General features: G+C 34.7%; 18 protein-coding genes. 5 read left to right on the top strand and 13 right to left on the bottom strand.

From position 1 onward, the window contains the following. The first annotated feature begins 133 nt into the window (after positions 1 to 133). The 3 genes from treB (at position 134) to J6569_RS03320 (ending at position 4,033) form a co-directional block, all read left to right on the top strand. Positions 134 to 1,561, top strand: a complete 1,428-nt coding sequence (treB, locus tag J6569_RS03330) for a PTS trehalose transporter subunit IIBC (protein ID WP_296300558.1) — start codon at positions 134 to 136, stop codon at positions 1,559 to 1,561. Positions 1,562 to 1,637: 76 nt separating this feature from the next. Beyond that, complete coding sequence (treC, locus tag J6569_RS03325; RefSeq protein WP_296300559.1) at positions 1,638 to 3,311, top strand: alpha,alpha-phosphotrehalase; 1,674 nt, start codon at positions 1,638 to 1,640, stop codon at positions 3,309 to 3,311. Between the two features lie 173 nt (positions 3,312 to 3,484). Beyond that, a complete protein-coding gene (locus tag J6569_RS03320; RefSeq protein ID WP_085165868.1) occupies positions 3,485 to 4,033 on the top strand; it encodes a hypothetical protein in 549 nt (182 codons plus the stop codon). Positions 4,034 to 4,157: 124 nt separating this feature from the next. On the opposite strand, the gene J6569_RS03315 is transcribed toward J6569_RS03320, so the two are convergent. The 5 genes from J6569_RS03315 to J6569_RS03295 all read right to left on the bottom strand — a co-directional run bounded on the left by J6569_RS03315 (position 4,158) and on the right by J6569_RS03295 (position 10,237). Then, the gene (locus tag J6569_RS03315) at positions 4,158 to 5,219 is read right to left on the bottom strand and encodes a nucleotidyltransferase domain-containing protein (protein ID WP_296317589.1); all 1,062 of its coding nucleotides are present in this window, start codon (positions 5,217 to 5,219) and stop codon (positions 4,158 to 4,160) included. A gap of 15 nt (positions 5,220 to 5,234) precedes the next feature. Then, positions 5,235 to 5,990, bottom strand: a complete 756-nt coding sequence (locus J6569_RS03310; protein ID WP_296317587.1) for a nucleotidyltransferase domain-containing protein — start codon at positions 5,988 to 5,990, stop codon at positions 5,235 to 5,237. A 78-nt stretch (positions 5,991 to 6,068) separates the two neighbouring features. Continuing rightward, on the bottom strand, positions 6,069 to 6,209 hold the full coding sequence (locus J6569_RS03305) for a hypothetical protein (RefSeq protein ID WP_296317585.1): 141 nt from the start codon (positions 6,207 to 6,209) through the stop codon (positions 6,069 to 6,071). Between the two features lie 1,036 nt (positions 6,210 to 7,245). Continuing rightward, positions 7,246 to 8,853: a hypothetical protein gene (locus tag J6569_RS03300; protein WP_296317582.1), complete on the bottom strand. Its 1,608-nt coding sequence runs from the start codon at positions 8,851 to 8,853 to the stop codon at positions 7,246 to 7,248. A 163-nt stretch (positions 8,854 to 9,016) separates the two neighbouring features. Then, positions 9,017 to 10,237, bottom strand: a complete 1,221-nt coding sequence (locus J6569_RS03295) for an RtcB family protein (RefSeq protein ID WP_296317581.1) — start codon at positions 10,235 to 10,237, stop codon at positions 9,017 to 9,019. 286 nt (positions 10,238 to 10,523) lie between these two features. On the opposite strand from J6569_RS03295, the gene rtcR reads away from it, so the two are divergent. Then, on the top strand, positions 10,524 to 12,137 hold the full coding sequence (gene rtcR / locus J6569_RS03290) for an RNA repair transcriptional activator RtcR (RefSeq protein WP_296317579.1): 1,614 nt from the start codon (positions 10,524 to 10,526) through the stop codon (positions 12,135 to 12,137). Between the two features lie 57 nt (positions 12,138 to 12,194). On the opposite strand, the gene J6569_RS03285 is transcribed toward rtcR, so the two are convergent. Further along, positions 12,195 to 12,977 (bottom strand): DUF6882 domain-containing protein, encoded by a 783-nt coding sequence (locus tag J6569_RS03285; RefSeq protein WP_296317577.1) that lies wholly within the window; start codon positions 12,975 to 12,977, stop codon positions 12,195 to 12,197. Between the two features lie 225 nt (positions 12,978 to 13,202). Between J6569_RS03285 and J6569_RS03280 the strand changes: the two genes are divergently transcribed. Further along, the gene (locus J6569_RS03280; protein ID WP_085165860.1) at positions 13,203 to 14,600 is read left to right on the top strand and encodes an RtcB family protein; all 1,398 of its coding nucleotides are present in this window, start codon (positions 13,203 to 13,205) and stop codon (positions 14,598 to 14,600) included. Positions 14,601 to 14,708: 108 nt separating this feature from the next. On the opposite strand, the gene pdxY is transcribed toward J6569_RS03280, so the two are convergent. The 7 genes from pdxY to J6569_RS03245 all read right to left on the bottom strand — a co-directional run bounded on the left by pdxY (position 14,709) and on the right by J6569_RS03245 (position 22,703). Continuing rightward, positions 14,709 to 15,575 carry a pyridoxal kinase PdxY gene (pdxY, locus tag J6569_RS03275; RefSeq protein ID WP_296317575.1) on the bottom strand — a complete coding sequence of 289 codons (867 nt, stop codon included), beginning with the start codon at positions 15,573 to 15,575 and terminating at the stop codon, positions 14,709 to 14,711. Positions 15,576 to 15,587: 12 nt separating this feature from the next. Further along, entirely contained in the window at positions 15,588 to 16,865 is a 1,278-nt protein-coding gene (locus J6569_RS03270; protein ID WP_296317573.1) for an MFS transporter, read from the bottom strand. A 138-nt stretch (positions 16,866 to 17,003) separates the two neighbouring features. Continuing rightward, positions 17,004 to 18,005 carry a peptide ABC transporter ATP-binding protein gene (locus J6569_RS03265; RefSeq protein ID WP_296317570.1) on the bottom strand — a complete coding sequence of 334 codons (1,002 nt, stop codon included), beginning with the start codon at positions 18,003 to 18,005 and terminating at the stop codon, positions 17,004 to 17,006. Next, entirely contained in the window at positions 17,995 to 18,972 is a 978-nt protein-coding gene (gene dppD / locus J6569_RS03260) for a dipeptide ABC transporter ATP-binding protein (RefSeq protein WP_296317568.1), read from the bottom strand. The genes J6569_RS03265 and dppD overlap by 11 nt, the downstream gene beginning before the upstream one ends. A 13-nt stretch (positions 18,973 to 18,985) precedes the next feature. Then, a complete protein-coding gene (dppC, locus tag J6569_RS03255) occupies positions 18,986 to 19,834 on the bottom strand; it encodes a dipeptide ABC transporter permease DppC (RefSeq protein ID WP_366941234.1) in 849 nt (282 codons plus the stop codon). Between the two features lie 89 nt (positions 19,835 to 19,923). After that, positions 19,924 to 20,940 (bottom strand): dipeptide ABC transporter permease DppB, encoded by a 1,017-nt coding sequence (gene dppB / locus J6569_RS03250; RefSeq protein WP_296317566.1) that lies wholly within the window; start codon positions 20,938 to 20,940, stop codon positions 19,924 to 19,926. A 146-nt stretch (positions 20,941 to 21,086) separates the two neighbouring features. After that, positions 21,087 to 22,703 (bottom strand): ABC transporter substrate-binding protein, encoded by a 1,617-nt coding sequence (locus J6569_RS03245; RefSeq protein ID WP_296317565.1) that lies wholly within the window; start codon positions 22,701 to 22,703, stop codon positions 21,087 to 21,089. Positions 22,704 to 23,145 lie beyond the last annotated feature (442 nt).

The raw sequence follows: 23,145 nt of genomic DNA, 5'->3' as shown, positions 1-23,145 counted from the left end.
GTGATATTAATCACAAAAAAGGGAACGTTCCCATTTATTAATTTATCAATTCAATCTATGCTTAATCTATATTCAAAATAGCCAGATTATTAGTGAAATAAAAAGGCTAATTCTAATTTAAAGGAGACCTTTTATGGCTAAAAATTTCCAATTAACTAGCCAATCGATAATGCAATTGATCGAGTTGATTGGTGGGAAAGAAAATATTGCCAGTGTCACTCACTGTTTAACAAGATTGAGGTTTGCCTTAGTTGATCCTAAGCTAGCTGATGTCCAAGCTATAGAAGAACTGCCTTTTGTGAAAGGTTGTTTTAATAATGCTGGACAGTTTCAAGTTATCATTGGTACCAATGTTGATAGTTATTACAAAGCATTGATCCAGCAATTAAATTTAGATGAAGCAAGCAAAGAGCAAACTAAAGTTGCAGCAAAAAAGAATATGTCTTTTTTTGAAAGGTTTATTTCTAACTTAGCGGAAATTTTTGTGCCATTATTACCAGCTTTAATCGCTGGTGGTTTATTACTTGGGTTACGTAATATTATTGGTGAAATGCCAACTATTGATGATAAGCCGCTGATACAAACCTATCATTGGCTAGCGCCAATTTACAGTATACTTTGGTTACCTTGCGAGGCGATTTTCCACTTTTTACCCGTTGCCATTTGTTGGTCTACCGTGAAAAAGATGGGAGGATCGCCAATTTTAGGTATTGTTTTAGGCATCACTTTGGTTTCACCACAATTGATGAACGCTTATGACCTTGGCAGTAAAATACCTGATGTTTGGGATTTTGGTTGGTTTAGTATCGAAAAAGTCGGCTATCAAGCGCAGGTGATTCCGTCTATTTTTGCAGGTTTAGCGTTGGGTTGGATCGAAACACGATTACGCAAAATTGTACCTGATTACTTGAATCTAGTGATTGTGCCGATTGTTGCGCTTCTTGTTTCTGTGTTTTTAGCACATTTCCTTTTAGGTCCAATTGGAAGAATGTTAGGTAATGGTATTGCTTTTATTGTTAAATATTTAATGACTGGTGATTATGCCTTTATTGGCGCTGCTGTTTTTGGTTTCTTTTATTCACCATTGGTTATTACTGGTATTCACCATACAACCCTTGCAATTGACTTACAAATGACTGAAAGCATGGGCGGTACGCCGATTTGGCCAATTATTGCTTTATCTAATATTGCTCAAGCTTCGGCTGTTGTGGGTATTATTTTAGTTAGTAAAAAACATAATGAGCGTGAAGTGTCGGTTCCTGCTGCCATATCAGGTTATCTTGGGGTAACCGAGCCTGCTATGTATGGTATTAATTTGCGCTATAAATTCCCGATGCTGTGCGCCATGGTTGGTTCAGCTTTAGCCGGGTTAATTTGTGGTTTATTTGGTGTGTTATCTAATGGTATTGGGGTTGGCGGTTTGCCGGGTATTTTATCGATAAAGCCGATATATTGGTCGATTTATGCTTTGGCGATGATTGTGGCAATTGTGGTTCCGATTGTTTTAACTTCGATCGTTTATAAAATTAAACTTAAAAAAGGTACGTTAGATATTCGTTAAACACGAGCTAATAACCATTAACCGTTCTTGTTATTGAGCGGTTAATTTATGAAAAATAAATAATAAAGAGCAAGCAATGAATAAAATCGATATCCCTTGGTGGCAAAATGGTACTATTTACCAGATCTATCCAAAAAGTTTCCAAGCTAGTGGCGCTGGTTCGACGGGTGATTTATTAGGTATTATTAGCCGATTAGACTATCTTGAAAATTTAGGGGTTAGTGCTATTTGGTTAACGCCGATTTATCCATCCCCACAAATTGATAACGGTTATGATGTGTCGGATTATTATGATATAGATCCGAGCTATGGCTCAATGGCTGATTTCGAACTACTGGTTAAACAAGCGCACGAGCGTGGTATTCGCATTATGATGGATATGGTGTTTAATCATACTTCAACACAGCACCCATGGTTTAAATCAGCCTTAGATAAGTCAAGTCCTTATCGCTCATTTTATATTTGGAAAGACGCTAAAGCCGATGGCTCAGAGCCTAACAATTGGCGGTCAAAATTTGGCGGTAAAGCATGGCAATGGCATGAACAATCAAAACAGTATTATTTGCACTTATTTGCTAAACAGCAAGCCGATCTTAATTGGGAAAATCCAACTGTTCGTCAAGAAATCAAAAAAGTATGTCAATTTTGGGCTGATAAAGGCGTTGATGCATTAAGGCTTGATGTGATTAATTTAGTTTCAAAACAGCAAGATTTTCTGGATGATGAAAATGGCGATGGTCGTCGATTTTATACCGATGGTCCAAAAATTCATGAATTTTTACAAGAGATCAGTCGTGATGTTTTTCAACCCAACCAACTTAAAACAGTTGGCGAAATGTCATCCACCACATTAGAAAACTGCCAAAAATATGCTAGCTTAGATGGTAAAGAATTGACCATGACGTTTAACTTTCATCATCTAAAAATCGATTATCCAAACGGTGATAAATGGACGCTGGCTAAACCTGATTTACTTGAACTCAAAAAAATCCTTGGCTATTGGCAAACAGGCATGCAAGATAAGGCTTGGAATGCAATTTTTTGGTGTAATCATGATCAACCTCGTATCGTCTCACGCCTTGGTGATGAAAACCAATATCACAAACAATCTGCCAAAATGTTAGCCATGCTGCTGTATGGTTTACAAGGCACACCTTATCTTTATCAAGGTGAAGAAATCGGTATGACTAATCCTCATTTTACTGATATTTCACAATATAAAGATGTTGAAAGTCTTAACATTTATCAAGAAAAAATAGCTGATGGTATACCTAAAGCGGAAATTTTAGCAATCCTTGCTAGCAAATCCAGAGACAATAGCCGAACACCAATGCAATGGGATAATTCAGCCAATGCTGGCTTTACTAAAGGTAAGCCTTGGATTGAGGTGGCAAACAATTATCCACAAATTAATGTCAAAGCGGCACTTGATGATCCTGATTCGATATTTTATTGCTATCAAACCTTAATTAAATTACGCAAAACATACCCGATTTTTATTTTTGGTGATTATCAAGATTTAACGCCAGATATTGCTGATTATTGGTGCTATATCAGACGGTGGCATAATCAAAAATTACTGATGATAGCAAATCTGACCGATAAAACACTGACATGGTCATTACCTAATTCGTTACAACTCTTGAATTGGCAACGATTATTTAGCAATTATCAAGATAACCATCGGCTAGGCTCTGAAATAAGATTAAAACCTTATGAGACCATATATTGGTTGCAACAGGCGGATTAAGCAAGCGATATGGGCAATCTATAAAAAGGTTGTCCATTTTAATGTACGATAATTGTCCCATTTTAAAGCCAACCAGTTGATCGATTTAATTAAAATATCTTTTAAAAAATAGCCTAAAAGTTATAATATTTTGCTTAAAAAATGGGTAAATAAAAAATTAAAGAGGAATGAGGATGGAAGACAAAACGATTTTATTAATGAATCAGTATTTAGATAGAGATTATAGTGTTTTTCCAATGGCTGAAGATAAAATAGTATTGCAAGATATTCGCAATATTGAAAATAGTTTGGCAATTAAATTTCCTGATGAATATGTTGCTCATTTACTTGGTGAAGATTGTGATGCTATTCCCCATAGAGGTATTTATATTGAAGTAAAAGAGGAGATTTGGCGTCGTCCTCAAGCAATGGCAGTGGGACCTTTTTGGACATTTTTATATGGTTTTCATACTTATACAGCCTCTAAATTAAGTGCTGATTGGATGAGGCTTGATTTTATTGGCCATCAATTTATGCAGGAAACAGGGCTTAAAGCAATCCCAATCTTGAAAATTATTAATGATGCTGATATGTATTGTGTTAATGAATTTAGTGATATTGTAAAATTTAATCACGAAATGAATGTTTTGGAACCAACAAATATGGATTTTTGGCAGGTTTGGGAATTTGAATTAAAAGAGCTAAAAGAAAGAAAAGAAACCAAAAAATCTAAATTAAAATAATTTCATACTTAAATTAGAGTATCACAAGGAAGTGAAATAAATTAACATAATGACATGTATTGTAAATAACTAATTGAATTATTTTTATAATTCAATCATGAACTGTTATTGTTTTGCGATATCATTAGTGGTTATATAATAATTCACGCATTTTTACTAACAGTGCAATTGCTTTAGTAAAATTAGGTGTTTCTGGCAACATTGAAGTGATTGATGCGGTTTCAATTTTGCTTAACAATGTTTCTGCGATATTCATAATCTCATCATAGCTTAATTGACCATTTTTAATGGCAAGCAGTTCATCACGATTAGCGCATTTATTGGTAATGGTGCCTTTAGTCATTATTTCATGCGCCACTTGCAATAAACGAATAGTATGCATCATATTTTTAGCATCAAAATCATTACCACTTTTAATATTACTTTGATAACGCTGCTCATTTCGCTTTTCAACCCATTGCCAGTAAGCCTTATAATCACGACAATGCGATGAAAAACCATCACGATTAAAACTTAAGTAAGCATTTACTGTGGTGCCTACTTTCACCGACGACAAGCAAAGTTCGGTCGAATCATCATTTTGAATAATGCCATGATAGCCACAATCCCCCGAGGCATCATAAAAAAGTGCATATAAATCTCGACTATGTGGAATATTCACCAAACCACATAAATGTTGCTCAAAACGCTTTTCACTTAACCAATTAGTGAGGGGATAAGCATGCTGCCCTTGAATAATATAACAAAAATCAAGAACCGTTTTACGTTTTACCTCAATGGGATTATTGATTTTTTTATTCAATCCTTTAGCTTTTTTAATTTGTGACATAGCATAGTGAGCAAAGGTTTGTTTAGTTTGTTGGGATAAAAATAGATCAAGGGTTAACTGCTGCATGATTGGATGCTGATAAACAATACAGCTTGGATCCGAGGCTAACACTTCTAAAATATTCGGGTTGTTTTTCAGTAACAGTTCCACAAATCGTCCTAATTCATAATAAACAATATCATTAGTTTCATTATTAATTTGTGGAATATAATCCAATCCATAAAACTTATTTTTAGGTAGATAAAAAACTCCTTTAATATCGGTATCTGATGTTTCAGTAGCCAAACCAAATGCACGGCTACCGCTGATCACTTCAAATAAGATTAAGTTTTGTGCTTTTAAATCGTCGATTGTCATTTAGTTTTCCTTGTCTTATTTTAAGCTCATTAATGTTTGTATAAAAAAATAATCTAACTTATCAGCCTTAAAATGTTGTTCGTCTATAGCCTGTAAACTTTCTTTAATCTCAATCATGGATTGTTCAATAAACAATAAGATTTTTGGATCGATAGTGATAGGTGTTGATTCAGTCATGGTTGCTTTTAAGGCAATAATATCATTGATTTGTTGGCTTAAATCATCAGGTAATAGTGTCAATAATGGCGTAATGGCCATGGGGGCGATTTGCTGTTTTTCTAAACACCATTTGGCACTTAATAAAGGTCTTAATACATAAAACAGTTTTTTGATACCGATCTGCTGCCCTTCACTGCTTTGTAAGGCGCTTTTAGCAATCCCTAAATAGTGATGAATATTGCCACGAGCATTAAAAAAATCAGCACAAAGTTGCCATAATTGGTTAGCAATTGGTGCATTTTGTTGATAAATAATGGGTGATTGCAACCATTCAAACGGGGTAGTATTTGATTTGCGGATCAATTGTAAAGTTTTTTTTAAATCCCAACCATGCAAATCCAGCTCATCATCAATAGGAAAAGTTAAATGTGAAGCAGGGTTATCAATGGCTAAGTATTTCTCAAAACGATGCATATAAATAAAACGCACATCATAATCACTATTCGGCGATGGAAACCCCCACGCCCGACTGCCTGACTCGCAAGCGTAAAGTATATGGATATTATGTTGTTGTGCTAATTCTGCTAACTTTTGTTTTATGCGGTTTTGCATTGCAACTATTCCTTTAGGTTATTTATTTTACTTTATATCTGAATTTTTAACGCATTTAAAGTCTTTTGCCTATTACCATTAACAAATCATTGAGCATGATGATTTAGATCTAAAATGCGATTTGCCTGCAGGTAAAAACGTGTCACCTGTGTGAATGTCTAACCATGTTTGACGGTAACGTTGATATCGCTTTACTTGACAATAGTTAGCCAATGTCACATATCTTTTATCCTCCATCAGATCAATAAAATAGAGTTGCTATTTGGTTAATTAATGCAATATAATCAAGCACATATTTAAATAAGAAACAGAGGCATCATTATGCGTAAGTGGCAACCAAAAGTCCTATTTTTGTTGGTGTAAAAATGACATATATAACAATTTAACCAATAAAGTAGAAAAAATAGTCAGCAAGATGTCGAAGCTAATTTATTTACTACAAGGATGGACAATTTCACACAGCTAGGTACACATTTTGCATGAATATGGTCTACAAGAACTTTATCGGTTACCTAGCTCTTTGAAAGAAGCGGTAAAAGAGATTGAAGATAAAAAAGGGCAAACTAATGAAAATAATTAATTTATTAATTATCGTATTGTTTAACTTTATAGGTGCCTATCTAAGTTACCAATGGTGTTATCGAATGATTATCGCAAAACATCGCACACCAGAATTATATTATTTGATATGTTATGGTTTGTGTTATTTCTGTTTTATTCTGATTTCAATCTTTCTTTTAAATAAAATAAAACAACCGATAGTTTTAGTGATTTGCGCAGTGCCAATTGGTTTTATCATTACCTTAATGTCTCCAATTTTATTTATGTTAATTGTGGAAGATACTAATAAATTGATTTTTAATCTAAATTTTATTATGGAGATGTTAGGTGTCACATCAATGATAACCCTTAATTTTATAATATATCCGGCAATTTTATTATGCTGCCATTATTCTATTGGTGGGATACAAAAAATATCAAGTAAGCTTACTTTGAAGCAATAATTAATTGCCTAAATCAGCCAGAAAATCGCTCAACTATTTTATACTTTGAAAAATGTAAATACCCCATAGTTAGTACACAACTCAAGTAGAAAATTATGCTATCTGTTTTAGTGTTTTAAATTTAATGGTTATATCATGTGATTTTTCCTGTTGGTAAACGCTTTTCTAATTTTCAGATTCAAATCCTCTTTTAGTTTTATCATAGAAAATTTTCTACTTTTGGGCTGTACTATTTTAAGGAATAGTTACATTTAACTATTGTGCGAAGCAAGTAGCGTTACTAACCTTTTTTTAATTTCATCATTAGGTTCATTTGCAATAAGTTCTTGCAGGGCAAGCGTTATTTTATCTGTCCAACATTGTCGATCCCAAGCTTCAATGGCATTTAATGCCATGTTTCGGTTGCGTATTACTGGGCTGTTTAGACCAATTAATATAAGATCTTCACCCATACCCGGAAATCGATTGAGCTCTTGTAAAATAGCATCCAATGCACGGTGTGCTTTATATTTGATGCCAAATGCAGATTCTAGCGCTGGCCCAGTTGCGATTTTTGTAAAGTCATATTGTTGCCTAGCTAACTGTATAACTTGTTGTACTCTTTGTATATCATCGGCTTGCATTAAATAATACCACTGTTCACCCTGATGATTTTTTTGATATGCAAAACGCGCATCCCATGCATCAAATCCAAATTGCGTGTAAAGATCAGCAGCTAGGTAAAATTTACTGCTATCATCAGTCATTAAATCATGTTCAATTAATGCTAACCATTTATCTTGATGGATAAACTTATTTGCTTTTTCAATAATTGCATTTTTTATTTTTTCATTCCAATTAGGATAGCTTTCATTAAGCTGGTTGCTAACAAAATCACGTATAGTCAGTACTGTTCGTAAAGGGGGGAGTTCAGCTAATGAGGGTAGTTTTAGTAAATGTTTTAAATAATTTAAACAAACAATAGCACCTTCCTCATAACAATGCATATCTTCGGCTGGTCCGCCCATGATGAGTGCCTCTAAAATTTCACCCGCAGATTCTAATAAAGGTAAATCAACATAATCTTGTTCTAAAACCTGATTTAATTCACCTGTGGTTGCGCAAGTATAAGCAAGATATTCGTTCATAACGCTATTTTGATAACCCGCTCTTAATAACCAATCTTTAGTAGTTGATGATAATTGATATCCAACTAATCGTTCAACAATATGGATCCTACCCCAACCATCCACTTTTTTAGCTAAAGTAACTAAGGCATTTTCGACTTGTTCGGGTGATGATAAGGTGTTTTGTAATGCAACTGCTGAATATAAGGTAAACTCTTCATGCATGCCTAATAATAAAAATAAGTCAGTTTGTTCGGTAGTAAAACATCCTAATACAGCAATACTAAACTTAATGATTTCACGATCAGGGCTATTTGTTGCTAACCAATAGGTAAATTCATATAACTTATCAAAATCAATGTCAATTTTTGGTATTGCATCACTTAAATCATCAATAAAACTTAAAGTACCTTCCGTATTTATTAAGGTGTAAAGTTTTTCGATATCGTGTTTATTGGGTTGTGTTGATATTGTGATTAGTAACGTTAAAATTTCTTCAACACATGTGTGTTCCGATGATGCGCCATGATGATTGCTAACCCCATCCATCGCCCCTGCTGCCCATTTTAATTTTGTATCATCAGATGATTCATCAGGAAGTGTTTGGGCTATTTCAGGCAGTTTTTCTGCATGTTGATAAGGCAGTAAAAATTGATAAATACTGATTTTATTGTTATCCCATACCATTGGAAATGGTTGAGTCGTCGCCATATTTGAGGGTTCTGTCGTTGAATTTTGAGTAGTTTCTTTCATCGTTAATCCTTTAAATATTTTATTGTTAGAATGATTAATTAGTTATTTAAATCAAATTGAATAATCATGATAGTAATGCATTATTTTAGATTTATCATTGATATAATTAAGGTTTTTAATATTTTTATTTCCACCAATATTGAGGATTGCTCCTCAATATTTTTTACCCTTTCACACACACAACTTGTCGTAATTGATGGACAATTTCGACCAATTCATTTTGGGCTGTCATTACCGCATCAATATCTTTGTATGCCATTGGGATTTCATCAATCACGTTGGTATCTTTTCGGCATTCAACATGTGCTGTTGCTTTAATTTGGTCTTCAATGGTAAATTTCTTTTTGGCTTCTGTTCGGCTCATAACTCGCCCTGCACCATGCGAGCATGAACAGAAACTTTCTTCATTACCAAGTCCTCGCACAATATAGCTTTTTGCACCCATTGAGCCTGGAATAATCCCTAGCTCACCTTTACGAGCCGATACCGCACCTTTACGCGTAATAAAAATTTCTTTACCAAAATGTTGCTCTTTTTGTACATAGTTATGGTGACAATTTACTGCCGACATGTGGGTGGTAAATGGTTTAGTAATGACTTTACGCATTGCTAAAATAACATTATTCATCATTGCTTCACGGTTGAGTCTTGCAAATTCTTGCGCCCAATGCACAGCATCAACATAATCTTGAAAGTGTTCAGTGCCTTCTTGTAAATAAGCTAAATCTTTATCAGGTAGATTTTTGATATGGGCTTCCATATCTTTTTTAGCCATTTCTATAAAAAAGCTACCAATAGCATTACCTACACCACGTGATCCACTATGCAGCATTATCCAAACTCGATCGGCTTCGTCCAAACAAATTTCGATAAAATGGTTGCCAGTGCCGAGTGTTCCTAAATGTCGGTAGTTATTAGTATTTAAAAAACGTGGGTATTTTTCAGTTAATTTTTCAAAACCGGGTAATAGCTGTTGCCAATAACTATCGATTAGTGATGGTGGATTTTTCCAGCTACCAATATCTTGTCGACGGTTATGAGGCGATCGACCATGTGGTACCGCTTTTTCAATTTCATGCCGTAACGGTAATAAATTATCGGGCAAATCACTCGCTATTAAAGACGTTTGCACAGCAATCATGCCACAGCCAATATCCACTCCTACAGTTGCAGGTATAATTGCGCCTATGGTTGGGATCACACTACCGATAGTCGATCCTTTACCTACGTGTACATCAGGCATTACGGCGATATGTTTAAAAATAAACGGTAATTGTGCCGTTTTGGTTAATTGTGCTTTGGCTTCTTCTTCAACAGGCACGCCTTTTGTCCACATTTTTATTGGTTTTGCGTTATCTGTTTGTAATAAGTTATATTGACTCATTTTTAATTCCATCTAAATTTTATGTAACGTTAAGTTACTAAGTTTACAAGTTCAGTTTTATTTTGGGATGTTATCCCTTTTCTCTTGGGCGATAAAACCTTTTTTCTTATTCATTATTATAATTTGCTAAAAGTGTGCCAAAAATTAAAAAAAGATAAAAACAATTAATATCAATTTGATTTAAAACAAAAAAATAAATTTAAAACAGATCAATCTAAAAATTAGATAGATTTAAATAAGATTGTTTTTTATAATTTTATCTATTAATTTATAAATTTTTATAAAAATGAAAAAGAATGTAGTGTTTGGTTTTTTAGGAAATGTATTGGATCAACGTGGTAAAGGTAAACGACGATGGTTGCAATGGCGACCGACTATCGATTTATGTCATCAATCTGATCTACCATTAACTCGATTTGAATTACTCTATTATCAAAACGATTATCATCTGCTTTGCGAAGTTGTTAAAGATATTAAAATTTTATCACCACAAACCGAAGTAAGGCCAATCGCAGTAAATATAGATGATCCATGGGATTTTGAACAAGTTTATACCTGCCTTTTTGATATTTCGAAAAACTACTCATTTAATTCAGAACAAGAAGAGTATTATTTGCATATCACAACAGGTACGCATGTCGCACAGATTTGTTGGTTTTTACTAGCAGAATCGCGCTATTATCCAGCTAAATTATTACAAATGTCTCCACCATCCAAAAAGGAGATAATAGAAAAAAATTATAACTTAGAGGAAGCAGATCTTATTGCGCAAGTACCTTACGGTAATATGAATATCATCGATTTGAATTTGCATCGTTATGATAAAATCTTAACCCGTTTTCAACAATATGCCATTCAAGCAACAGATCTGTTAAAGTCAGGTATCGCTACTCGTAACCAACAATTTAATCAATTAATTGCTGAAATAGAACAGGTTGCTAGCCGATCGCATGCCCCTATTTTATTGTGTGGGCCAACTGGTGCAGGTAAATCATTTTTAGCTAAACAAATTTATTTGCTAAAACACACTAATCATCAAATTAACGGTCAATTTGTCGAAATTAACTGCGCCACCTTACGAGGTGATAGTGCAATGTCAACCTTATTTGGCCATGTGAAAGGAGCATTTACGGGTGCAAATCTCGCTCGTACCGGTTTACTTAAAAATGCTGATGGGGGATTATTATTTTTAGATGAAATTGGTGAACTTGGGCTTGATGAACAAGCAATGTTATTAAAAGCGATCGAAGAGAAACAATTTTATCCATTTGGTAGTGATAAACCGATTCAGAGTGATTTTCAATTAATTGCTGGGACTAATAAAGATCTTAAATTGGCGATTGAGAATGGTGAATTTCGTGAAGATCTGTTTGCCAGAATCAATTTGTGGAGTTATCAACTGCCGAGTTTAGCCGAACGAAAAGAAGATATCGAACCGAATATTGATTATGAATTGGCGCGTTATGCTAAAGAATACGGCATTATGCCACGTTTCAATCAACAATCAAGACGTGCTTATTTAGCTTTTGCTACCTCTCAGGAAGCCTTATGGCAGGGTAACTTTCGTGAATTAAATAGCTCGATTATTCGAATGGCAACGTTAGCACCACAAGCTAATATTACGTTGGAACAAGTAGAAAAAGAGATTCTACGCTTAAAACAAAACTGGGGGAAACACAAATCAGATGACTCTTTAATTCCATTAGAAATAGATGAATTTGATCGCTTCCAATTGGAAAAGGTGATTGAAATCTGCCAAAAAAGTAGCTGTTTATCTGAAGCTGGCAGAAAATTGTTCGCTGTGTCTCGCATAAAAAAACAACGTAGCAATGATGCTGATCGATTAAAAAAATATTTGGCAAAGTTTGGTTTAAGTTGGGATATGGTTAATAAAGCTTAATCAATGTATTGGTAAAATCTATTCCATAAATGAAAAGATTTTTACTGACAACTGTATTTATACATTTAAACTAATTAAACGAGATTGTTCATCAAATTTAGCAACTACTCTTTGCTCACCTTTTATTGCAACAAGCTCTGTTTGAGCTGTCAAATCGCTTTGTTTGACTTGATAATCTTTAGCAATTAGATAGTACTTAAGTGCCTGGTAATGATCCACATCAAAGTTTGAAATAAATTGAGAAAATATTTCAAAAATTTGGGTTTGATTATTTTTCTGCTCATGGTTATCACTTTCAGATGAAGAACTCCCAAACAGATTTGTTATAAATTTTGGAAAAATTTTAGAGATTTTATTCTGGTTATTATTTTTTGAGTTAATATGATCTTTTTTTATGGTTACCAATGCTATTCCTTGCCCAAAATCAGCCAGATAATATCCATCGGTATTAAACATTCCTGTAGCAATTACCCCTATTTTGTATAAATCTTCTTGTGTAGTGTCAAATTGAGCAGAAGTGAATAAATTAATATCATTTTCTTCACCATAGCTTTTTAAACTCAACGCTTGTTCAATAACCGATGTGGGTAACTGCGATGCTTCGTTATTCCAAGACCAAAGCCATGTTTCAGAAGATAAAGAAAAAGTACCTAATAATTGAATAGAAAAGGTTATATTATCACCAAAATAGATAACACCTTGATTGATATCTATTTGCCAATTGCTATCGCCAATTATTTCATAAAAATTGAGCTGTTTTTCAAATCCATAACAACCAAAGTGCTCTAACAATTCTTTTTCTGATTTGCATGGTGTTAGCATAACTTTTTGTATCCCCATACCCATAATAATTCTTTATTTTCTCTTTTAAATTTTATGTTTTGATTTAATACTGATATGTAATCCATAATATTAATATATGGTTTATCAAATCTCAATATCTTTACAGATAAAGATTTTTTGTATAGAATGTGCCCGCTTTCCTGAATAGTGCTGCTGCAGGAAAACAGTAATTATCTTCTCAATATGAGGAGACACTATTTTATTGTTTTCTAGGTGGCTATTATGTCTACATTTACTCGTTTACAAAAACGTTTGTCCCGCCTTGGGATTGAAAGTCATTTTAATAATGATATTTATACTTTTAATAAAGAAAATACTACTGCTCAGGTATTATTGCCTAATCCTTTACCATTAGAGGAAAAAGCCGTAGAACAACTATTAAATTTTGCTTCAGTTAAAATACCTAATAGTTTAGGTAAAGTTTGTACTGCGCGTGCAACACCCGATTTTCATCCGGGTACTATTGCACCAGTAGGTAGTATTGTTGCTACCACGCAGAATTTTATTATTCCAGCTGCAATTGGCACTGATATTAATTGTGGTATGCGGCTTTTTACAACGGGCTTAAGTTATGAGCAAGTGTGTAAACAAAAGTCTTCAATTATTGCGCAATTAAAACGCGTATTATTGCAAGATGAACGTGATGTTCCTGTTACGCCGCGATCTTTTCAAGCATTATTTGATCAAGATATTTCGGCATGGTTATCTGAATTACCTCAGCATGGGCTATGGAATTCGGTTAATTATGAACGGTTACGGGCAGAGCTTGATAAAATATCTGGTAATCATTTAATTGTGGCAGATAGTAAATATGCGCCTGAAGCCTTTTTTGAAAAGCGAGATATTATCCGTCCTGCTAGCTTAGGTACTGTCGGTTCTGGTAACCATTTTGTTGAGTTACAAATTGTTGATGAGATAATGGATCGTCATTTAGCTTATCAATTAGGTCTTCAAAAAAATAGTATTGTGGTTATGATCCATACTGGATCACGTGATGTTGGATTTTATATTGGTCAACGTTGGCAAGATAGAGCAAAAGCCCTATGGCCAGCTAATGAAAAACAGCCTAAATCAGGATTGTTTGGCTTGACTGATAATGACGCTAAAGCTTATTTACAAGCAATGGGCGTTGCTGCTCGATATGCTTGGATAAATCGTATTGTCATCACCGAGTTAATACGTAAATCGTTATCAACGATCTTTCATCAAGATGATAGTCAATTAGTGGTTGATATTTCTCATAATATTATTTTACCAGAGCAAGGCATGAATATTCATCGTAAAGGTGCTACGCCTGCATATACAGGTCAAATAACATTAATTCCTGGGTCGATGGGTGATCACTCTTATGTAGCAGTTGGTAAAGGTAATGAAGAGTGGTTATGGTCTTGTTCACATGGTGCAGGAAGAGCAGAAAGAAGGCAAAACATGCGTAATAAAAAGGTAGAGTTTGAAAAGACTACCTTACCATGGCAATGCATTACTCTCAAAGAAGAGCGGCTACGCGAAGAAGCGCCTATAGCATACAAACCAATTACACCAGTAATTGAGGCGCAACAAAAAGCCGATTTGATTCAAACCATAGTTAAACTTAAACCTTGGATTACGTTTAAAGTATAATTAGGAAAATATTTTGTGCTAGAATTTATTATTTAATCAAAATATTAATATAAAATTTTAGCACAAAATACTTATTGTTTAGAAGAATAACATAGAAATGATATTCTTTTATAACATCAATTCCATCCCCCGATATCGCAAATCTGGCTTTTTAATCCACGCTTGAGCATCAATAATTGCCAATTCTCGAGCCTCTTTTTGTTTGGTGACCTCTAGCACGTGATTAGCGGCATTGGCGGCTAATTCAAATGCCATTAATTGGGATTGTCCATTAATTAGATGCGCAGTGAACAAGCTACAAATTAAATCACCCACACCTAATGGACGATGTGGAAAGTCATATAGTGGGCGGGCAAGATGATAGTTTTGGGTTGGCGTTGCTAACACCATTTCAAATAGGTCGGTTGTTTTGCCAGCGTGCACCAAATTTTTTACTAATATAGCTTTAATAGACTTTTTTTGTAGTGTTTTTATTGCATTTAGTACATCGTTAAATGTTTTAATTTCGATATCAGAAAGTATTTGTAATTCTAATAAATTTGGTGTGATATAGTCGGCTTGTTTAACCGCTTGCTTAGTGAAGAAATCAATAATACCTTGTGGCAGTGAACTACCTTTATTAATATCGCCCCCCATAACAGGATCACAAACATAGATAGCATTAGGATTATAGTATTTAATTTTGTTGACTGCTTCTAAGATTTCTTCGCCTTGTTCAGCAAGACCAATATAGCCCGAAATAATGGCGTCAATAGACTTTAAAACCCCAATTTTTTCTAGACTATTAACTATTCGTGTGATTTGTTTAGCACCAAGCACTATGCCATCATAATGAGGATAAACTGTATTACTGGATAATTGCACGGTATGGATCGGCATAACTTCAACGCCTTGTAGCTGCATGGCTAATGTCGATACCTTGTTACCGGCATAACCATAAACAACATTTGATTGAATTGATAATACTGTTTTCATATGTTTGCCTTATTATTCGTCATAGTAATGATAGCGGTTTAGGAGATAGATACAGATAATAGATATCAATGCTAAACAACAATAAAACAAGGCTAATGGTATCCAAAAAGTTTTGTAAGTATAAATAATATATGCCCCTATCATCGGAATTAGGCTACCAAAAATGGCAGCGCAACCTTGATAGCTGATAGATAACCCTGTGTAACGTATTCTGGTAGGAAAAACTCGACTTAAATAGCCCGCTATTACGCCATAAAAGCCACTGTAGCAAATTACGTTGAGCGAAATACCAATAATAAAGCTATTTTTTTTGCCTATCTGAATGATTGGGAATAATAAAAATACCGATCCCATTGCTAAGATTGCCGAACAAATTAAAAATCGTGTTGCCGAGTATTTTTCTGAAAAATAGGCAATAAAAGGTTGCACAACAAAATGCACAATCGCAATCCAAAACAGGGCATCAACAATTATCTTGTCTTCAATACCTAGTGCAATAGTGGTATAGCCAATCATTAATGTATTAGAAAATATTCCACTAAATGACAATACATTAGCGCCAATGCTTAAAATTAATAGCGGTGTTGATTTTTTTAAAACTTCAATAATCGGGGTTGATTCTTGCTTTAAGTTTGCTTGCTTTTTGCATGATTCGATAAAGACAGGTGACTCAGTTAAGGTGACTCTAGCAATAATGCCAATAATTAATAAAATAGAACTGGCTAAAAATGGAATACGCCAATAGCCACTACTAATAAGCTCAGCTATAGGTGAACGGATAATATAAGAAAAGACCAATAATGCTAAAATATTTCCTGCTGGGCTTCCCCACTGTGCAAAGGAGGAAAAGAAGTTTTTCAACCCTTTGGGGGCATGTTCATTGGTCATAAGCACGGCACCGCCCCATTCACCACCAACCGCAATCCCTTGTAAGATGCGTAATGTAACCAATAAAATTGGTGATAAAATGCCTGCTTGTTGATAAGAGGGTAATAAACCAACACAGGTGGTGGCACACCCCATTAAAACCAACGTAGTAATTAACGATTTTTTACGCCCCAAACGATCACCAATATGACCAAATAGTAATGCTCCTAAAGGACGTGATAAAAATCCCACGGCAAAGGTGGCAAAAGATCCTAAGATTTGCACAAATTGATTATCATCAGGAAAAAAAAGCTGACCAAATATTAATACTGATGCCAAGGCATAGATATAAAAATCATACCATTCAATGGTCGTACCAATAAAAGCGGCAAAAGCGACTTTTTTAGCTGATGAATTGGACATAAGTAATCTTAGGGCTATCGCGGTTGTAAGTTAATAATGAGTACGAAACTAGCACAAAACTATTAATATGACAATTTGTTATCTTCTAAGAAAAGAAAAATGCAATGGATAGCTTTAGTATCTAATTTAGTGACAGAATTAACTGTCACCTTTATTATTGTCCTCTATATAGAAACACGCAATTTTATGTTCATTATAATTAATAAGCTGTGGTTGTTCTGTTGTACAACGTGAAAATGCTAAACGGCATCGAGCATTAAACGCACAACCCATAGGTGGATTAAGAGGGCTTGGTAATTCCCCTTCTAATTTAATTCTATCTCGCCTAAGATCAGGATTTAATCTTGGGGTTGCTGATAATAATGCCTGAGTATATGGATGTTTAGGGTTACAATAGATTTCATCTTTTCGTCCTTGTTCAACGCAACGACCCAAATACATTACCATTACATCATCAGCAATGTGTTCAACGACGGAAAGGTCATGAGAAATAAAAATATAAGATAAACCTAGGTCTTGCTGTAGATCCATCATCAAATTTAGCACTTGTGCTCGTACAGAAACGTCTAATGCTGAAACAGGTTCATCAGCAACTACTATTTCGGGATCAAGCATTAAACCTCTTGCGATAGCAATGCGTTGACGTTGTCCTCCGGAAAACATATGGGGATAACGGTTATAAAACTCTTCTTTTAATCCAACTTTTTGCATCATTGATAGTACTTTTGCTTTACGATCATTTGCTGTTAGATCAGTATTAATAATTAGTGGTTCTTCTAATATGGAACCGATTTTTTTGCGGGGGTTCAATGATGAGTATGGATTCTGGAAAACGATTTGGATCTTTTGGCGACGCAATTTTTGAGCTTGTTCATCATTATCCAACAAATTCTGATTTTTAAAATAAATTTCTCCTAATGTGGGTTTTTCAATCATTGTTAGTAATCTTGCTAATGAGGATTTACCACAACCTGATTCACCGACAATCGCAAGTGTTTTAGCTTTATCTAATGTAAAAGATACACCGTCAACGGCTTTAACTTGCTTGGTTTCAGAAAAAAGTCCCGTTTTAACATGATAATATTTTGTCAAGTTTCGGGCATCAAGCAGTAATTCGTTATTTTCCATGTTATTGTTCATATTGTGGTATCCCTTCGCTTGATAGTGGATAATGACATTTTACTTTTCTAGTTTCACCATAGCTAACTAGTGTTGGTTCTTGGGTATAACAATGTTCAGTAGCATAAGGACAACGAGGGTTGAGTAAACAGCCTGTTGGTCGATCATATTTTCCTGGTACAACGCCTGATAATGATGCTAATCGTTCTTTATCTTGAGTAAATTCAGGGAGAGAGCGTAATAGTGCCTGTGTGTAAGGGTGTAATGGTTTTTTAAAGATAATTTCAGCATCTCCTATTTCAACCACCTGTCCAGCATACATTACAATAATTTTTTGTGCAGCCTCAGAAACTAACGCTAAGTCATGAGTAATAAGAATTAATGCCATATTATTTTTGCGTTGCAACTCAAGTAATAACTCAATAATTTGCCCTTGAATTGTGACATCTAGTGCTGTTGTTGGTTCATCAGCAATTAAGAGTTTTGGATTGCATGCAATGGCTATTGCAATCATTACTCGTTGGCTCATTCCGCCAGATAACTGGTGCGGATAAACCTTTAATCGATTTTCAGCATCAGGAATTCCTACTAATTTAAGCAATTCAATCGCTCTTGTTTTGAGCTCTTTTTTACTGCCACCTTGGTGGATTTTTAATGTTTCAATGATTTGGTAACCTATGGTAAAACATGGGTTTAAGCTAGTCATCGGATCTTGAAAGATCATTGCCACATCTGCACCTACAATTTTACGGCGCATTTTAGTTGAGATTTGTTGAAGATCTTTGCCATCAAAGTGTAATGCATTTGCATTGACTTTACCGGGAAAATCAATTAATCCCATTATGGCGAGTGAACTAACTGATTTTCCTGAACCTGATTCACCAACAATACCAACAACTTGCCCTTGCTCAACGTCATAACTAATGTGATCTACTGCTTTAAATCCACCAAATTGAACAGATAATTCTTTTACTTCTAATAGTGCCATGACTGTATCTCCATTACTGTTTCAATTTAGGATCAAGTGCGTCTCGCAAACCATCTCCCATTAAGTTGAAAGCTAACACTGTCATTAAAATTACTAAACCAGGAAAGGTAACAACCCACCATGCAGATTGTGCAAATTGCAATACGTCAGCAAGCATTGTTCCCCATTCTGGTGTTGGTGGTTGTGCGCCCATGCCTAAAAAACCTAATGCAGCCATGTCTAAAATTGCGTTCGAAAATCCTAATGAAGCTTGTACAATTAATGGTGCTAAGCAGTTTGGTAGGATGTTGATAAACATTTGTCGTAAGGCTCCCGCCCCAGCAACTCGTGAGGCAATGACATAATCTTTATTAATTTCAGCAATCGTTGCTCCGCGTGTTAAGCGAACATAGTGTGGTAATGCAACAAAAGCTAATGCTATTGAAGCGTTAATAATTGATGGACCAAATATTGCAACTAATACAAGTGCAAGTAGTAAACTTGGTAATGCAAGCATGATATCCACTGCACGCATAATTATATTGTCTAAAAAACCACCTGCATAACCAGCAATTAATCCTAATGTAATCCCTAAAATCAATGAGATAATGACTACTAAGCAACCGACTAATAAGGATAAACGAGCACCATAAATGAGTCTGGATAAGATATCTCGTCCTACATCGTCAGTCCCTAAAATAAATTGCCAGCTGCCATCTTTCATCCAAACGGGTGGTGCTAGTAATGCATCTCTAAATTGTTCAGAAGGGGAATGTGGTGCAACAAAATTAGCAAAGATAGCGAGTAATGTAACAATAATAATAAAGACCAGTCCAACGACTGCGCCTTTATTTTTTGAAAAATAGAACCAGAACTCACGCATAGGCGTTAATGGTTTAGGTACGACTAAACTGGTGTCTTGCGTATTGGTTGGTTCAGTAATAACCTGTTTATTCATCTGTAAAAACACTCTTATTTATGTCTAATACGCGGGTTAATAACCCCATACAACATATCAACTAATAAATTCACTAAAATAATTATGACCGCAACAATTAAAACGCCACTTTGTACAACGGGGTAATCTCGACGTTGTAGTGCTTCAATTAACCAGCGACCAATTCCTGGCCATGAAAAGACGGTTTCGGTCAATATGGCGCCAGCAAGCATTGTTCCAACTTGTAAACCGATAACGGTAACAACAGGGATCATTGCATTACGCAATGCATGAACAAGGATAATACGAATTCGACTAACGCCTTTTGCGCGTGCAGTTCTGATGTAATCTTCACTCAGTACCTCTAACATAGAAGATCGGGTCATGCGGACAATTACCGCTAATGGAATAGTTCCCAGCACAATTGCAGGTAAGATTAAGTGAGTAACTGCATCGATAAAATCTTCAGTTTCACCCCATAATAAGGTATCAATTAACATAAATCCGGTTAAAGGATTGCTTTCATCTAAGAAAAGCATATCACTAACACGACCGGATACTGGGGTTAAATTTAAGTGCACTGAGACTAACATGATTAGCATCATCCCCCACCAAAAAATTGGCATGGAGTAACCTGTTAAAGATAGTCCTATTGCTGTGTGATCAAATATTGAACCACGTTTCACTGCGGCAAGAACACCGATTGGGATCCCAAAACTAACTGCAAACAATATTGCGCAAAATCCAAGTTCAAACGTTGCTTTAAATCGGGGTACAAATTCATCCCATACTGGAATTTGGCTTTTAAAAGAGGTTCCTAAATCGCCATGAAGCATGTTTATAATGTATTGAATATATTGTTGATATAGTGGCTTATCTAAACCCAGTTGAGTCATTAATTCAGCATGACGTTCTGGGGTTAAACCTCGCTCTCCTGCAAGGACCATAATGGGGTCACCCGGAATAAGGTGAACAAAAATAAAAGTAAGTAGTGTGATGCAAATAAACGTTGGAATAAGTACACCTAACCGCTTTAGAATAAATTGAAACATGTAGTAGCTCTTAAATATTGCTTTTAAACTATCGTTTATAAAATAGATAAAATTTTATTGTTATTAAAAAATAGATTTATAGCTCTAAATTTAGCAAAACCCAACGTAGCGATTAACCACACCTAGGTGGTTAATCGCAAGGAATACTATTTTTCAAGCGTGACTTGGTTAAAATTATGTAATGATAAAGGAGCCATAATATAGCCTTTAACCTCTTTACGTAATGGCATATAAACCATTGAATGTGCAATCATTAATGCTGGTGCTTGCTCACGCATCTCGACTTGTGCTTGTTTATATAGCTCAACTCTTTTTTCGTGATTTGACTCAATACGGGCTTGTTGTAATAAATCATCAAATGGTTTATAGCACCAGTGTGAATAGTTTGGACCACCAGCTTTAACCGCATCACAGCTCATTAAAACAGAATAAAAGTTATCTGGATCGCCATTATCTCCAGTCCAGCCCATTAATACAGCATCATGTTCACCATCACGAATACGAGATAAATACTCTCCCCATTCATAACTCACAATTTTAGCTGTTACACCAATTTTAGCCCAATCCGCTTGAATCATTTCGGCCATACGGCGTGCATTTGGGTTATATGGGCGTTGTACTGGCATTGCCCATAAACTGATAGTAAACCCTTTCTCTAATCCCGCTGATTTTAATAATTCTTTTGCTTGCGCTGGATCATAAGGATAATCTTTTACTTCATCGTTATAACTCCACATAGATGGTGGAATAAAGTTTTTAGCTGGTTCTGCCGCACCTTGAAAAACAGCTTTTATAATCGCATCTTTGTTCACGGCCATATTTAATGCTTGACGAACTTGCAACTTATCAAGTGGTGGCTTATCCATATTGTAGGCTAAATAGCCAATATTAACCCCAGCCATTTCTTTAACAACAATATTATTGTCTGATTTCATTCTCTCAATATCTGCTACATTTGGATATGGCATCGCATGACATTCTCCTTTTTGTAATTTGGCATAACGAATTGTAGGATCTGGTGTAATTGAAAACACTAAACGATCAAGCTGGGCTTTAGGGCCAAAATAATCGGGATTTGCTTTATAAAGAATTCTTGAATCTTTTTGGTATTGAACAAAAGTAAACGGACCAGTACCAACGGGGACTAAATCAATTTTTTCGGGTGTGCCATTTTTAAGCATAGTATCAGCATATTCGGCTGATAAAATAGAAGCAAATGACATTGCTAAATCGGCTAAGAAAGGAGCTTCTGGATGGTTTAATTCAAATACGACAGTATGGTCATCAATCTTTTTAATTTCTTTGATTAAATCTGGAAATCCCATGCTTCCAAAGTATTCATATTGCCCACCAGAAACTTTGTGATAAGGATGATTCTTATCCTTTTGTCGCATAAATGTAAAAATAACATCATCAGCATTTAGGTTTCGTGTTGGTTTGAACTCTTTATTGCTATGCCATTTAACATCATCGCGTAAATGAAAAGTATAGGTTAAACCATCTTGGCCGATATCCCAAGATTTCGCTAAAGCAGGTTCAATTTCGGTAGTACCTAATTTAAATTCTACCAAACGATTATAAACAGGAACTGCACTCGCATCCATTGAAATACCACTTGTTGCTAACTGTGGATTAAATATTTCAGGTGAAGCTTCTGCACAATAAACTAACGTTCCTGCAGCATGAAGTTGTGCACTCGCAAGCATTGTTATTAGTCCTGCGCCCAACAAAAATTTACGTTTATATTTCCTTAGATTACTCATAAAACCACTCCAATTATTTAACTGTAAACCGATTTTGTAACATTTAAACACAGGTAAGAATGTCGTATTTTTAATATTTTTTAAATATAGATTTAGTAAAACGTTCTAATTTTAATTTTTATATTAATTAACTTTTATTTTGTTTAAATTCATATTTTTTATTTTTTGCACATATACAGTGCAAAGCGTACTATAATTAAAATTGCGATATAGCATAAAAGTTACAATAAAATTCCATTTTAGATTAAAAATAACTTTTAACAACAATATAACGACAGTTAAGTACTATGTAACAGATAAAATAAGCAAAAATAGTGCCATTTTTAATTTACAAATTCATATTAAAAAAGAACAGGTATATTTTATTTTCGTAGTTCTTAATTTATATCTAGTTCTAGATTTATTATATAACTTATCACTTACTAATTGATTTTTATAGAAT

It is taken from the genome of Gilliamella sp. (genome assembly GCF_024104075.1).
In the GTDB taxonomy this organism is placed as follows: domain Bacteria; phylum Pseudomonadota; class Gammaproteobacteria; order Enterobacterales; family Orbaceae; genus Gilliamella; species Gilliamella bombi.
This window is presented reverse-complemented; position numbering and strand designations above follow the sequence as displayed.